This window comes from Mycolicibacterium phocaicum (assembly GCF_010731115.1).
GTDB classification, from domain to species: Bacteria; Actinomycetota; Actinomycetes; order Mycobacteriales; family Mycobacteriaceae; genus Mycobacterium; species Mycobacterium phocaicum.
In genome coordinates, this window is the sequence record NZ_AP022616.1 from 3,363,764 (window position 1) to 3,378,228 (window position 14,465).

General features: G+C 69.4%; 14 protein-coding genes. 9 read left to right on the forward strand and 5 right to left on the reverse strand.

Features of this window, described 5'->3' with window-relative positions; genetic code table 11:
- Positions 1-52 precede the first annotated feature (52 nt).
- From G6N46_RS16300 to G6N46_RS16330, 7 genes are all read left to right on the forward strand, one after another.
- Entirely contained in the window at positions 53-538 is a 486-nt protein-coding gene (locus G6N46_RS16300) for a hypothetical protein (RefSeq protein WP_061001058.1), read from the forward strand.
- A gap of 26 nt (positions 539-564) precedes the next feature.
- A complete protein-coding gene (locus tag G6N46_RS16305) occupies positions 565-1,284 on the forward strand; it encodes an NUDIX hydrolase (RefSeq protein WP_061001057.1) in 720 nt (239 codons plus the stop codon).
- A gap of 100 nt (positions 1,285-1,384) precedes the next feature.
- A complete protein-coding gene (locus tag G6N46_RS16310) occupies positions 1,385-2,758 on the forward strand; it encodes a sulfatase family protein (RefSeq protein WP_061001056.1) in 1,374 nt (457 codons plus the stop codon).
- A 62-nt stretch (positions 2,759-2,820) separates the two neighbouring features.
- A complete protein-coding gene (gene stf0, locus G6N46_RS16315; protein ID WP_061001055.1) occupies positions 2,821-3,621 on the forward strand; it encodes a trehalose 2-sulfotransferase in 801 nt (266 codons plus the stop codon).
- Positions 3,618-4,520 carry a sulfate adenylyltransferase subunit CysD gene (gene cysD / locus G6N46_RS16320; protein WP_061010337.1) on the forward strand — a complete coding sequence of 301 codons (903 nt, stop codon included), beginning with the start codon at positions 3,618-3,620 and terminating at the stop codon, positions 4,518-4,520. Before stf0 ends, cysD begins: the two co-directional genes overlap by 4 nt.
- Positions 4,521-4,551: 31 nt before the next feature.
- Positions 4,552-6,402 carry a sulfate adenylyltransferase subunit CysN gene (gene cysC, locus G6N46_RS16325; RefSeq protein ID WP_138247742.1) on the forward strand — a complete coding sequence of 617 codons (1,851 nt, stop codon included), beginning with the start codon at positions 4,552-4,554 and terminating at the stop codon, positions 6,400-6,402.
- Positions 6,403-6,611: 209 nt separating this feature from the next.
- Positions 6,612-6,818 carry a hypothetical protein gene (locus G6N46_RS16330; RefSeq protein WP_138247741.1) on the forward strand — a complete coding sequence of 69 codons (207 nt, stop codon included), beginning with the start codon at positions 6,612-6,614 and terminating at the stop codon, positions 6,816-6,818.
- Between the two features lies 1 nt (position 6,819).
- Here G6N46_RS16330 and G6N46_RS16335 read toward each other — a convergent pair whose 3' ends face one another.
- Positions 6,820-7,581 carry a trans-aconitate 2-methyltransferase gene (locus tag G6N46_RS16335; protein WP_138247740.1) on the reverse strand — a complete coding sequence of 254 codons (762 nt, stop codon included), beginning with the start codon at positions 7,579-7,581 and terminating at the stop codon, positions 6,820-6,822.
- Between the two features lie 51 nt (positions 7,582-7,632).
- Between G6N46_RS16335 and G6N46_RS16340 the strand changes: the two genes are divergently transcribed.
- Together G6N46_RS16340 and G6N46_RS16345 are read left to right on the forward strand one after the other, a co-directional pair.
- On the forward strand, positions 7,633-8,532 hold the full coding sequence (locus tag G6N46_RS16340) for an amidohydrolase family protein (RefSeq protein WP_138247739.1): 900 nt from the start codon (positions 7,633-7,635) through the stop codon (positions 8,530-8,532).
- 9 nt (positions 8,533-8,541) lie between these two features.
- Complete coding sequence (locus G6N46_RS16345; protein WP_138247738.1) at positions 8,542-9,777, forward strand: alpha/beta hydrolase family protein; 1,236 nt, start codon at positions 8,542-8,544, stop codon at positions 9,775-9,777.
- Positions 9,778-9,880: 103 nt separating this feature from the next.
- On the opposite strand, the gene eccE is transcribed toward G6N46_RS16345, so the two are convergent.
- The 4 genes from eccE to G6N46_RS16365 are packed head-to-tail and all read right to left on the reverse strand — an operon-like array spanning position 9,881 to position 14,448.
- Positions 9,881-10,786, reverse strand: coding sequence for a type VII secretion protein EccE (gene eccE, locus G6N46_RS16350; protein ID WP_138247737.1), 906 nt, complete (start codon positions 10,784-10,786; stop codon positions 9,881-9,883).
- Entirely contained in the window at positions 10,783-12,162 is a 1,380-nt protein-coding gene (mycP, locus tag G6N46_RS16355; protein WP_138247736.1) for a type VII secretion-associated serine protease mycosin, read from the reverse strand. Before mycP ends, eccE begins: the two co-directional genes overlap by 4 nt.
- Positions 12,162-13,541 carry a type VII secretion integral membrane protein EccD gene (gene eccD / locus G6N46_RS16360; protein WP_138247749.1) on the reverse strand — a complete coding sequence of 460 codons (1,380 nt, stop codon included), beginning with the start codon at positions 13,539-13,541 and terminating at the stop codon, positions 12,162-12,164. The genes mycP and eccD overlap by 1 nt, the downstream gene beginning before the upstream one ends.
- 7 nt (positions 13,542-13,548) lie before the next feature.
- The gene (locus G6N46_RS16365) at positions 13,549-14,448 is read right to left on the reverse strand and encodes an ESX secretion-associated protein EspG (protein WP_138247735.1); all 900 of its coding nucleotides are present in this window, start codon (positions 14,446-14,448) and stop codon (positions 13,549-13,551) included.
- Between the last annotated feature and the right edge of the window lie 17 nt (positions 14,449-14,465).

The following is a 14,465-nucleotide window of genomic DNA, read 5'->3' on the forward strand; positions in this document are numbered from 1 at the left end:
CACTCGGCGCCGTTTTTGTGGTGCATCCACACTCGGGGCCTACGCTGAGGGCATGGCTGTTCTGCTGCGCAAGCTGCTCGGCATCGGCAACCTGCCCGATGACATCCGCGAGCAGCTCCAGGCCGAAGGGCTGCTGCACGTGGCCGAGTTCGTCCCGGTGACGTTCCGGTTCTCCGGCCACGTACCCGGCAAGGTCGCCAAAGGCACCCTCCGCAGCCTCGTCGGCGCCCTGGTGATCACCGAAAAGCGGCTCATCGGGACGCTGTCGTCGGTGCCGAAGAAGGGCGCCAAGACCGTCAACCACATGTGGGACGAGCCCGACGGCACCATGGTGCGCGCCGAGCTGGACGAGTCCGGTCTGCTGCTGGACGCCCCCGACCTCTCCGCCGTCGACCCGAGCTTCGAGGGCTCGATGTCGCTGCGCTACAAGACGCCGCTGCCCGCCGACCTGCTGGCCGCGCTGCCGGCCCGGGCCTTCACCTTCGACGTCCCCAACAAATACGTGTATCTGGCCTGTGGGATGCCCCCCACCACCTGACTCCGCCGGGGCGTAGCGTCGGCCCGATGACGATCCCGTACGACGAAACCCTGCGCGCGCAGATCGGGACGCACCTGGCCGGTCATCGCCGCCGGGTGGTCGACGACCCGAGCAAGCGGCACGCCGCGGTGGCCATCGTGCTGGTGGACTCGGAGCGCGGCGAAGATCGCATCGATCCGGCCCCGGTCGACGAATGGATCGGCGGGCGACCGCTGCCCGACCAGAATCTTGACGGCCGCATGGTCGACGTCGCCGGCGGCGCCGCGTTCCTGCTGTGCCGCCGGACGTCCCGGCTGAACTCGCATGCCGCGCAGTGGGCACTGCCCGGCGGGCGCCTCGATCCCGGCGAGACCGTCGTGGATGCCGCGCTGCGCGAACTGCACGAGGAGGTCGGCATCAAGTTGCCCGACGAGTCGGTGCTGGGCCTGCTCGACGACTACGCGACGCGCTCCGGATACGTCATCACACCGGTGGTGATGTGGGGCGGCGGCCGGCTCGACCCGCAGCCGTCGCCCGACGAGGTGCTGGCCGTGTACCGCGTCGGGCTGCACCAGTTGCAGCGGCCGGACTCGCCGCGGTTCATCTCGATTCCCGAGAGTGACCGTCCGGTGGTCCAGATTCCGCTGGGCAACGACCTCATCCACGCGCCCACGGGTGCGGTCCTGCTTCAGATGCGCTGGCTCGGACTGGAGGGCCGGCCGGACCCCGTCGACGAACTGGAGCAGCCGGTTTTCGCGTGGCGGTGAGGCGGGCACGAATCATGACGCACGAAACCGTTGAAGAGTAAGGCAATTCGCGGTTTCATGGCTGATTTCGTGACCATGACCGCCAGGAGGTAGCCGACCCATGCCCCACACGCCGGGCCAGAACGTGCTGTTCGTGCACTGGCACGACCTCGGGCGCTACCTCGGGGCGTACGGCCACCGCGACGTCCGCAGTCCCCGGCTGGACCAGCTGGCCGCCGAAGGCACCCTGTTCACCCGGGCACACGCCACCGCCCCGCTGTGCTCGCCGTCGCGCGGTTCGATCTTCACCGGGCGCTACCCGCAGAGCAACGGGCTCGTCGGGCTGGCGCACCACGGCTGGGAGTACCACGCCGGCGTGCAGACGCTTCCCCAGCTGCTCTCCGAATCCGGTTGGCACACCGCACTGTTCGGTATGCAGCACGAGACGTCGTTCCCGTCCCGGCTGGGGTTCGACGAATACGACGTCTCGAACTCCTACTGTGAATACGTCGTCGAGCAGGCCCTGCGGTGGCTCGAGGAACCACCACAGAAGCCGTTCCTGCTCACCACTGGATTCTTCGAGACGCACCGGCCGTACCCGCGGGAACGCTACGAACCCGCCGCCGGCGAGACCGTCACCGTCCCCGATTACCTGCCTGACACCGACTCCGTACGGGAAGACCTGGCGGAGTTCTACGGGTCCATCGCGGTCGCCGATGCGGCGGTGGGGCAGCTGCTGGACGCGCTGGAAGCCCGTGGGCTGGACCGCAACACGTGGGTGGTGTTCCTCACCGATCACGGACCGGCCCTGCCACGGGCGAAGTCGACGCTGTACGACGCCGGCACGGGCATCGCGATGGTCGTGCGGCCACCACGCGACGCCGGGATCGAGCCACACGTGTACGACGAACTCTTCAGCGGGGTGGACCTGCTGCCGACGCTGTTGGAGTTGCTCGGGGTGCCCGTTCCAGTTGAGGTGGAGGGTTTTTCGCACGCGCAGGCTCTGACGCGCAGCGAGGCGGGGTCCGCGGTACGCGAGGAGGTCTACACCGCGAAGACCTATCACGACTCGTTCGACCCTATTCGCGCAGTGCGAACAAAAGACTTCAGTTACATCGAGAACTATGCTTCGCGCCCGCTGCTGGACCTGCCATGGGACATCGCCGACAGCCCGCCCGGCCGGGCCGTGCAGCCGGCCATCAGTGACCCACGCCCGGCCCGCGAACTCTATGACCTGCACGCCGACCCCACCGAGCGGCACAATCTCCTGCTCGACGTGCAACCCGAATACCATGCAGTGGCAGCACAATTGGCGCTCAAGCTCAACACCTGGCGGCAGCAGACGGGCGATGTCATACCGTCGGACTTCACCGGGACGCAGATCTCCGACCGCTATACCCGGACATATCTGAGCATCCACGGACGCCCTGCGACGAGCCGCTCAGCGGTGGCCTCCGACCGCGGAATCAACCCGGATTCGACGTCGCAAGACTAATACTCATTGTGCGAAAAATCCCCTTCTGCAAGGGATTTCAGCGCAGGCTAGGCTCTTGCGCCATGACAGCACGGACGGCCTATCTGGTCCTCGCATCACAGCGCAGCGGCAGCACGCTTCTCGTCGAGTCGCTGCGCGCCACCGGTGTGGCCGGCGAACCCCAGGAGTTCTTCCAGTACCTGCCACACACCAGCATGTCCCCGCAGCCGCGCGAATGGTTCGCCGACACGGAAGACGAATCGATCCTGCGGCTGCTGGACCCGCTGATCGACGGCAGGCCCGAGCTGGCCCCGGCCACCATCTGGCGCGACTACATCCAGACCGCCGGACGCACGCCCAACGGCATCTGGGGCGGCAAGCTCATGTGGAACCAGACCGCGCAGTTGCAGCGCCGGGCCCAGGGCCTGCCGGACCGCTCCGGTGACGGACTGCTGGCCGCCATCCGCGACGTCATCGGCTCCGATCCGGTGCTCATCCACATTCACCGGCCCGACGTGGTGTCACAAGCGGTTTCGTTCTGGCGCGCGGTGCAGACCCGCGTGTGGCGGGGCCGTCCGGACCCGGTGCGCGACGCCCGCGCCGAGTACCACGCCGGCGCCATCGCACATGTCGTGCGGATGCTGCGGGCCCAGGAGGAGGGCTGGCAGAAGTGGTTCCTCGACGAGAACGTCAACCGGATCGAAGTGCCGTATCCGGTGTTGTGGCGCAACCTGACCGAGGTCGTCGGCGATGTGCTCGAGGCGCTCGGTCAGGACCGCAGGTTGGCACCGACGCCGGTGCTGGAGCGGCAGGCCGATCAGCGTTCGGACGAATGGGTGGAGCGCTACCGCGCCGAAGCCGAAAAGGAAGGGCTGCCGGTATGAGTATTCACGTCGACGAGCTCCGGCTGCTCGAAGCCGAAGCCGTGCACATCATCCGCGAGGTCGTGGCCGAGCTGGAGCGCCCGGTCCTGCTGTTCTCCGCGGGCAAGGACTCGATAGTGCTACTTCGGTTGGCCGAGAAGGCTTTCCGGCCCGGACCATTGCCGTTCCCGGTACTGCATGTCGACACCGGCCACAACTTCCCCGAGGTCATCGACTTCCGGGATCGCCGCACCACCGGCGTCGGGCACAAGCTGCTCGTCGGGTCGGTGCAGGAGAGCATCGACACCGGCCGGGTGGCCGACCCGGGTCCGGGGGCGTCGCGCAACAGGCAGCAGACCCGCACCCTGCTCGATGCCTTGGAGGCCGGCGGCTTCGACGCAGCGTTCGGCGGCGCCCGCCGCGACGAGGAACGCGCCCGCGCCAAAGAACGCATCCTGAGCTTCCGCGACGAGTTCGGCCAGTGGGACCCGCGCGCCCAGCGGCCCGAGCCCTGGTCGCTCTACAACGGCCGCATCCGCAAGGGCGAACAGGTGCGCGTGTTCCCGTTGTCCAACTGGACCGAACTGGACATCTGGCGCTACATCGAGCTGGAAAACCTTGAGCTGCCGTCGATTTACTTCGCGCATGAGCGCGAGGTGTTCGAACGCGATGGCATCCTGCTCGCCGTGTCGGAGTACACCCAGCCGGGTCCTGGCGAATCGGCCGCGGTGGAGTGGGTGCGCTACCGCACCGTCGGCGACCTGACCATCACCGGTGCGGTGCGCTCGAAGGCCGTCGACATCGCGAGCGTCATCGCCGAGATCTCCGCTGCCACCGTGTCGGAACGCGGCGAGACCCGCGCCGACGACCGCACGTCGGTGGCGGCGATGGAAGACCGCAAGCGAGAGGGTTACTTCTGATGGGGCGAGCGAAGCGACGGGGAAAATCGGCATGAGCACCAGACAACTGCTGCGAATCGCGACGGCAGGATCGGTCGACGACGGAAAGAGCACGCTGATCGGCCGGCTGCTGCACGACACCGACAGCCTGCCCCTGGACCACCTCGACGCCGTCACCGACGACGACGGGGTGGCCGACCTGGCGGCGCTGTCCGACGGCCTGCGCGAACAGGGCATCACCATCGACGTGGCCTACCGCTTCTTCTCCACCGAGGCCCGCAGCTACATCCTGGCCGACACCCCGGGGCATGAGCGCTACACCCGCAACATGTTCACCGGCGCCTCCAACGCGCACGTGGCCATCCTGCTGGTCGATGCCCGCGCCGGCGTGCTGCGGCAGACGCTGCGCCACGCGCGGATCGCAAAGCTGCTGGGTATCAAGCACTTCGCGGCCGCGGTCAACAAGATCGATCTCGTCGACTTCGACCAGGCCAGGTTCGACGCGGTGCACGACGAGCTCGGCCAGGTCGCGGCCCGGCTCGGTGCCGTCGACCTGACGGTGATCCCGCTGGCGGCCAAGCTCGGCGACAACGTCGTGCACCGGTCCGAGAACACGCCGTGGTACGAGGGGCCGACTCTGCTGGAATACCTGGAGGGCATCGAACTCGGTGCGCCACAGGCCGAACCGGCCAAGCTGCGGTTGCCCATCCAGTGGGTGTCCCGCCCCACCGCAGAACAGCGGCGCCGCTACACCGGCCGGCTGACCGCCGGCACCCTGCAGGTCGGCGACACCGTCCTCAGCCTCCCGGCGGGCACCAGCTCGACCGTCACCGCCGTCGACACCCTCGACGACGATCGCACCACAGCCGTTGCGCCCCTGTCGGTTTCGATCGAGCTGGCCGACGACATCGACGTCGGCCGCGGTGACGTGCTCGTCAGCAGCGCCGAGAACGCGTCGGTCCCGGTATTGGCCCGCGAACTCGACGCGACGGTCTGCTGGTTCGCCGAGACCCCGCTGCGGGCCGGTGACCGGCTGGCACTCAAGCAGGGCACCCGCACCGTCCGCGCCACGGTGCAGGCGCTGCACACGCGGCTCGATCCCGAGACGCTGGACGACATCGATCAGCCGGTCGAGTTGGTACTCAACGACATCGGCGCCGTCACGCTGCGCACCAGTTCCACCGTGATCGCCGACCCCTACCGCGACAACCGGGAGAGCGGCGCCTTCATCCTGATCGATGAGACGTCCAACGACACCGTCGGCGCCGGCACCATCACCGAGCCGCGCGAGGTCAAGCTCGGCACTCACTCGCGCAGTGATATCCGTTGGCACCATTCGTCATTGGACCGCTCGTACCGCTGGGCCCGGACCGGGCAGCGGGGCGCCACCATCTGGTTCACCGGGCTGCCGGCGTCGGGCAAGTCGACGCTGGCCGTCGCGGTCGAGCGCGCGCTGGTCGAGACCGGGCAGGTGGCGTATCTGCTGGACGGCGACAACATCCGGCACGGGCTGTCCGACGACCTGGGGTTCTCCGCGGGAGACCGGGCCGAGAACATCCGCCGGGTGGGCCACCTGGCACGCCTGTTGGCCGACTCGGGTGTGGTGGCACTGGCGTCGCTGGTGTCGCCGCTGAAGTCGGACCGCGACACCGCACGCGAGCTGAGCACCGTCGCCAAGTTGCCGTTCATCGAGGTCTACGTGTCCACCCCGCGCAGCGAGTGCGAGCGCCGCGACCCCAAGGGCCTGTACGCCCGGGCCAAGGCCGGTGAGCTGCGCGGCCTGACCGGCGTGGACGCCCCCTACGAGCCGCCGGAGAACCCGGATCTCGTGGTCGACACCACCGGCGCCGACATCGACACCCTGGTGGCCCAGGTGCTGGGCGCTCTCAACACCCTCCGCTGACCAGGGATTTGTGCACGTTTTTCCGCGGTCGGCGCGGAAAATCGTGCACAAATCCCCGTGTCGGTGTCCCCCAATCGGGGGACAGTGAATTCATCCTGTTGGGGGCCCGGCTGGTGGACAGACACCGCGGGCGTGCTGCGGGACTCTTGAGTCAACACCGGATCACTCCGGACCCGACATCAAAAGCCCACAGCAGCAGGAGAATTCAAATGAGCATCGTCACCCGCTGGGTCAGCTACTTCATCATCGTCGTCGGCCTGACCGTCGCGCCCGGACTGATCGCGATCGGCCTGGCGACGTCCGCCCACGCCGCGCCGAACACCGGCTCGATCTCGGTGCACCAGATCGTCGCGCACCAGAACAGCGCGCCCCAGCCCGGGACCCCGGTTCAGCACCAGTACCAGCAGCTCCACTGATTCACGTCTGGGCGACCACGAAAATCCGGCGGAACGGGAAGAACGTCGTCCCGTCGGGCTGGGGTGGATAGGCCTGCGCCAACAACGGGATGATCGCCTGGCGGTACCGCTCCCAGGCGTCGTCGGTGAGCCGGGAGCGGACGTCGGTCAGCGCGGTACCGGTGATCCAGTCCAGCACCGGGGTCTCTCCGGTCAACTGGTGCAGATACGTGGTCTCCCAGGCGTCGACGGTGCAGCCGGCGGCGGTCAGCAGCGCGGCGTATCCCGCCGGGTCGTCGACGACGTTCGTCTCCCGGAACCGGATGTCGGCCAGCGCTTCGGCGAACTCCGGATACCGAGCCACCTCCCGCACCGCCTGGTGTGACGGCGAGTCGAAGTTGCCGGGTACCTGGAACGCCAGCCAGGCGCCCTTCGGCAACTGACCGACCCACCGACGCAGCAGTTCCCGGTGCTCCGGAACCCATTGCAGCACAGCGTTGCTCACCATCACGTCGGTGTCCGGCGCGGGCGACCAGTCGGCGGCGGCGACCACCCGGGCATCGACACCGCGGGCACGTGCCGCCTCGACCATCTCCGGTGAGTTGTCCACCGCTTCGATCACGGCGTCGGGCCAGCGCTCCGACAGCGTGACGGTCAGATTGCCGGGGCCGCAGCCGACGTCCGCCACCCGTCTGGGCGTCTGGGCACCGACCCGCGCGAGCAGGTCGTAGAAGGGCCGGCCGCGGTGGTCAGCGAAGGCGAGATAGGTGTCGGGATTCCACACATCCCCATCCTGCCGCCGGAGCCTGATACGTGCCTGACATTCTGTTGGGTGATGGACGAGTCAGTACGCGACCTCTGGCAGTCGCTGGGCCTTCCCGGCCTGATCGATGTGCACACCCATTTCATGCCCAAGAACGTGATGGACAAGGTGTGGAAGTACTTCGACAGCGCCGGGCCGCTGACGGGCCGCACCTGGCCGATCATGTACCGCACCGAGGAGCAGCACCGGCTGGAGACGCTGCGCGGTTTCGGGGTGCTGGCGTTCACCTCGCTGGTGTATCCGCACAAACCCGACATGGCGGCCTGGCTGAACCAGTGGGCCGCGCAGTTCGCCGCGCAGACCCCCGACTGCCTGTCCACCGCGACGTTCTACCCCGAGCCCGGCGCACCTGACTACGTCGCCGACGCCATCGCCGGCGGCACCCGGGTTTTCAAGGCGCATGTTCAGGTGGGCGCCTACCACCCGGCTGACCCGCTGCTCGACGACGTGTGGGGCACGATCGCCGACGCCGGCGTCCCGGTGATCATCCACTGCGGTTCCGGCCCGACGCCGGGCGTGCACACGGGCCCCGACCAGGTCCGCACCGTGCTGGACCGCCACCCGAGCCTCAAGCTGATCATCGCGCACCTGGGTATGCCCGAGTACCGCGAATTCCTGGACCTCTGCGAACAATTCGACGGCGTGCACCTGGACACCACCATGGCGTTCACCCCGTTCATCGAGGAAACCATGCCGTTCCCGCCTGCCGAATTGCCGCGCCTCGCCGAACTCGGCGACCGGGTCCTGTTCGGCAGCGATTTTCCCAACATCCCGTACCGGTACGCCGAGTCCCTCGAAGTCCTCACCAAGGTCGCCCCCGACGACGACTGGCTGCGAAAAGTGCTGTACCACAACGCCGCCAGGCTGTTCGATATCGACGATCGGCGGACGGGCGCCGAGAATCGGGGTTAGCATCCGAATGTGAACAGTCCGCACGGCGATGCGTTCAACCCGCCCGTCCCGGTCCCCGACGTGCCGGGCGCGGATGCCACCGCCCGCGGACTGCCGCGCCGGGCCGACCTGACCTGGCAACAGAAGCTGATCGTCGACTCCTCAGCGGTGGCTGACCTGGGCCTTCGCACGGCGCTGGCCTCGGTGATCGGCGCCGGCATGATTCCGCGAATGGCGGCATCGGCGGTGCGCAGCCGCGCCGGCGACGACCCTGACGCCCTGCGGTTCTACGCCGAGCTCGCGACCACCAAGGACCCGCAGCAGTGCTTTCCGGCGCCCAGCCGTCCGCCGCGGGTGTCCACTCGTCCCGCCGGCCAGGTCGCGCAGTGGGTCGCGCGGGGCCGGGTGGAGAACATCTGGTTCCAGAGCAGTTACGACGCCGTGTATCCCGGCCTCCGGGACCGTCGAAGTGGCTATACCCGCAACAACGTCGTGCATGCCCAGCACTGGCGGCACGACGACGGTCCGCGCCCCACGCTGTGCGTGATCCACGGGTTCATGGGCTCGCCCTACCTGTTCAACGGCTTGTTCTTCTCGCTGCCGTGGTTCTTCCGGTCCGGGTATGACGTCCTGCTCTACACCCTCCCGTTCCACGGGCCGCGGGCCGAGAAGGGCTCTCCCTACAGCGGCTACGGCTTCTTCATGGACGGCGTCCCCGGCTTCGCCGAGGCCATGGCGCAGGCGGTGCACGACTTCCGTTCCGTGCTCGACCATCTGGAGCACACCGGCGTCGATCGCGTTGCCCTGACCGGGATGTCGCTGGGCGGCTACACGTCGTCGCTGATCGCCTCGGTCGACGACCGCATCCAGGCCGTCATCCCGAACGTTCCGGTGGTGACACCGGACCGCACGGTCGACGAATGGTTCCCGGCCAACCTGCTGGTCAAGCTGAGCAACCGGCTGGCCCACACCGACGAGGACCTGATCGCCACAGCCGGGCTTTACCACTCACCGCTGAACTACAAGCCGCTGGTGCCGAAGGATCGACGGCTGATCATCGCCGGTCTGGGCGACCGCCTGGCGCCGCCGCAGCAGGCCGAAATGCTGTGGGAACACTGGGATCGCTGCGCGTTCCACTGGTTCCCCGGCAATCACATCCTGCACGTCAGCCAACCTGACTACCTGCGCCGGATGACCAAGTTCATGAGCCCGTTCATGTTCGACAGCAGCGAGCGTCAGGACGGCCGGGCACGCCCCGCCCGCTGACTCTGCCGGCAGGGCCCTCCCTACTCGGCCTTTCAGGCCCTGGTCGCAGACTCAACACCGTCCCCCGTTGACCCTGCGCGCAGGGCCCTCCCTACTCGGCCTTTTAAGCCCTCGCCGCAGACTCAACGGCAGTGCCGGCGCCGAGTCCGGACAGCTCCTCGAGCAACTCCGTGGTCAGCACACCCGGGCGCGTACCGAGGCCGCCGGCCGAAGCCGGGGCCATCGCCGCGAGCAGCGGCCCCTGCCGGCCCGACTCGCGTGCCAGACCCGCGACCGCCGCCGCTGCGGGAGCGTTGGCCGTGCGCACCGCACAGGCCGCGGAAATGGTTGTGCCAGGGGAAAACTCGAGCACCGTCCACAGCTCGGTCGTCGCTGCCAGCTCGGCCAGGCATTCCGGCAGCCGCTGATCGGCCGGCAGCCCGTAGGCGGTCAGGTAGCCGTCGTCGTCGACGACGGCGCGCCACTTCTCGCGCGCGTCGGCCGACATGGGGGCAGCCGCATCCTCGGTAACCGTGACGGGGACGCCGGCCTCGCGAAGCTGGTCGGCAAGCCGGCGGGCCACCTTCTCCGCAGTGTCCGCGAGCGGCAACTCCGACGACCGCGCCTGCAGCGCAGCAAGATTCGACGCGGCCGCCACCGTGACGCTGACCCACGCGCTGCGCGCGCCGTCGAGCCGCCGTTCCGTGACGCGCACCGAGTCGCACCGCACGCCGTAACGGTCCACATAGGAAGCGACGAGAGGCAGTGCCTCGTAAGGAAATTCATCGGCTTCCAGCACCACGGTGACCTGACCGGCCGTCGGCCGTGCGGCCCCGCGCCGGTTCCGGCGCCACACCGCGAAGCGACGGGACACCATCGTGGTGAAGAACAGTCCGCGCCACCAGGCGAACACCAGCAGCACCACGGCGACCGCGATGCCCAGGATCCACTTCTGCGGCGTCGTGTGCCACGGGTACGTCATGGCCGCCGGGATGATCGCCAGCAATGCCAACGTGATTCGGGCCGTCATCGGGCGCCGTCCTTTCTTCGGTACGCGACCAGGGCGATCAGCGCGGCGACCGCCAGCACTGCCGCACCGGTGAACGCGATGGTCCGGGGCGTGGTGTCCTTCGGCGCCGGCTCGGGCGGCATCGCCACGGCAACGGATTTCGGCGCCGGGGCAATCGCCGGCAGGTCCCAGGTCAGGGCCGCAACCGGGTCGACGACGCCGGCACCCACGAGGTTCGACGGCGAGCGCGCGGCACCGTGCGCGGTGGCGGTCAGCCGGTGCGTGACGTCAGCTGCGTTCAGCGCGGGAAATCGGCTGCGTACCAAGGCGGCAACGCCGGCAACGTAGGCCGCCGCGTAGCTGCTGCTACGCAACGGGAACAGGTCGCCGCGTTCGTTGGGCAGCGCGTTGGCCAGACCGTTCGCTCCGGTCGACGCGACGTTCTCACCTGGTGCCGCGATGCCGACCCAGGGCCCGGGGGTGGTGAAGTCCGACGGTTGTCCAGCGGCGTCGAGTGATCCGACCGACAGCACGTACGGCTGCCACCAGGACGGAATGGACACCGACTTGACCCCGGCCCAGTTGCGCGGGTCGGCCGCGTTGCCGGGGTTGTCCAGGGGGTTCGCCTCGCACGACGGGCCGCCGGCCAGGCCGGCCCGATCATTGCCGGCGGCGGCGACGATCACCGCATCCTTCTCCTGCGCAGCGTATTTCAGTGCCGCGCCCAGTTCGGTCTGGTCGACCGGCCGGTCGGCGGGCAGGCAGGTGACGGCCGTGATGGCGATGACCTTGGCGCCGCGGTCGGCGGCATGCACCACGGCCCGGGCCAGTGACGCGACGGCGATGGTCGCGTACGCCGCGGCCGGGTCGCCCCCGTTGCCGCGGGGCGCGTACCGCTCGGAGGTCTGACGGATCGCGAGGATGCGGGCGCCCGGCGCGACGCCGGAGAACCCGTCCGCGCCCGGCTGACCCGCGATCAGTCCGGCGACGAGCGTGCCGTGGCCATCGCAATCGGTGAGTCCGTCGGTGTTCTCCACGAAGTCGCCGCCGGCCTCCACATTCGGCAACCGCGGACCGGGACGCACGCCGGTGTCGATGACCGCCACCGTCTGTCCGTCACCGCGGCTGAAGGCCCAGGCGCCCGGCACGTTGAGCAGGGTGTGACCCGGACCCGGTGCGCCCGGATCGGTGCCGGGCAGCACGCCGGCGGTGACGCACTGTCCGCGCTGGCCCATCGCCGCGACGGGGCCGACGCTGCCCGACGGCGGCGCCGCATGTTCATCGACGTGTGGCGGCACGATGGCACCGGCGGCCGGTACCAGTACCGTCGGCACGACTGCGGCGGTGGCGGCGAAAGCGGCCGTCAGGACGGAGATTCCGCGCCGGATGGCCACCATCACCGGTTGATGACCCAGGCGAACAGACCCACCAGGTAGGCCAGCACCGGGATCAGCGAAGCGTCCAACGCCGTCGCCGCGAAGCCGACCAGGCGACGCATCGGCAGCGAGTAGGTCTGCGGGTCGGCCACCTGGGGATTCAGGGCAGCCACCACACCGACCGCCACGAGCGCCGCGAGCGCCGCGAGCGACCACCAGGCGTTGGTGTAGTGACCGCCGCAGGCGAACAGCGTGAGCAGCACGGCCGCAAGCAGATACGGCTGGCTCAGCAGCCACACCTTGCACGGCACCGAGTCCCAGATGCGGGCTCGCAACGCCGTCGCCAGCGCGGCGGCCACGACCACGTACCACGCCCACGGCGACGGGTGCGCCGCCGCCACGAGAACCACCGAACCGGCGGTCAGGGTCAGCACCGCACCGGCGAGGAAGCCGGTCTGGTGCGCGTCACACACGCGCACCCGGCGCGGCAGATCGGCCAGCACGGACCGCGGCAGGGCCGACGGCGTCGGGTCGCCCGGCGCCGGGATGTTCGGCACCGGGAAGCGCGCCCACAGCGTCGACAGCTGCGCGGCCTGGACCATGACGAGCAGTGCGAAAACGATGAGCACAGCACCGATCACGGCGTTGTTCAGTTGCCAGAGCGATGCGGCCGCACCGACGATCACGCCCGCGATGCCGAGGACCGTCGTGGCGGTGAAGGCCGCGATGGCCTGTCCGCCGACGGTGATGCTGACGATCGACCACGCCGCGACCGCCGCCGCACCGAGCAGCAAGCTGGCCGGGCCGGACGGACCGGGCACTGCCAGCGCGAAAGCCGCGCCGACCGGCAGCAGCGCCACCAGGCTCAAGGCTGTCGCCAGCCGCGGCATGGCGGGCCGGGTCAGCAGAGCCGCGGCGACGGCCAGCACCGCAACACCCACGACGGTGAACAGTCCGGCGGGCTGACCGGTGCGGACCCGCACCAGCGTCGCCAGCGCGGTGGCGAGCACCGTCAAGGCCACGACGCCCCACGCCGCGAGACGCCGGATATGCGCATTGCCCCAGGGGTTTTCGCGGGCCGCGGAGAAGATGGCGGCGGCATCGGCGATGTCCTCGACGATGCGCGGGGCCGGCGGACCGGCGGGCACCGGCTGCAGCGCCAGCAGGTCACCGTCGACCACACCCACCGTGTCGAGGGTCGCGTCGAGGCTGTACGCCGCACCGCCGAGCGGGGCGAGTGACAGCTCGGCGGCGGAGGCGGCCTCTGGTGCGATGATGCGCCGCACCGCGGGCACGATCTCGCGCAGGGGCAGGCCCGCCGGCAGGGCGACGTCGGTGAGTCGCCCGCGACCACCCTGCTCGTCGCCCGCGGCGAGCACCGCGACCCGCACAATCGGCATCGCAGTACTACCAGACGTGTTGGGGGACATGTTCTTTCCGTTCTCCAGTCGAGGTCTCGAAGTCTCGGGTCAGGTTCGCCGTGGGGAACCAGGGACCGTCGGGCAGCGTCGCGGTCAACCGCTGCACCGCAGCGGTGACGGCGAGGTCGGTGCCCGGGGTGAAGTTTGAAATCCAGGTGCCGTCAGCGGCTTTCACCGGCGCCACGACGACGCGGCCCGCAGCGGTGTCGACGATGCTGACGCCCACGTCGGTGCTGATCCGGTGACCGTCGCGATGATCGCCCGCGACGATCTCCACGTAACTGCGGCCGGGCGCGAACGCAGCCCGCACGACGGTATGCGCCGAAGGCGGGACGCCGAGGTGGTCCATCACGTCGTCCAGCGAGTCGCCGCGGCGCAGCCGTTCGTCGGCCTTGGCTCCGATGTGCGCGGGCATGGCGAATTCGTCGAACCGAGCGGGCGCGCGGCCGGACAAGCCTGCCGTGAGCACCGGCACCAGCGCATCGGGGGACGCGACGGTCAGCGCGGAGCAGGTCATCAGGTGCTCGCTGCGCAGGACCGCGACGGTGAGGTCGCCGCTGCGCACGAGAATCCCGCGCAGCATGGCGCCCGATCCGGACACCCATCGCAGTTCCAGCCAGCGCCGGGGCCGGCACACGGCCCGAATCCATTGCGCGACAGCGGGATGCACGGAGCCGTCGGCGGACAGCACCCCCATCCGCGTCAGCGCGGTGACCTGGTCGGCATCGAAGCCGTTCTTGGCGGCGGGGTCGCTGTAGGGCTGCGTGATGGCCAGCACCCACGGAAAACCCCCGGCGCCCAGACGGTCCGCGAGGAACCAGGCTTGCTCCGCGGTGAGTTCGACCGCGGAGACCGGGACTCCGGCGCGTTCCGTGTCATGCGACACGGAACGCGCCGGAACCG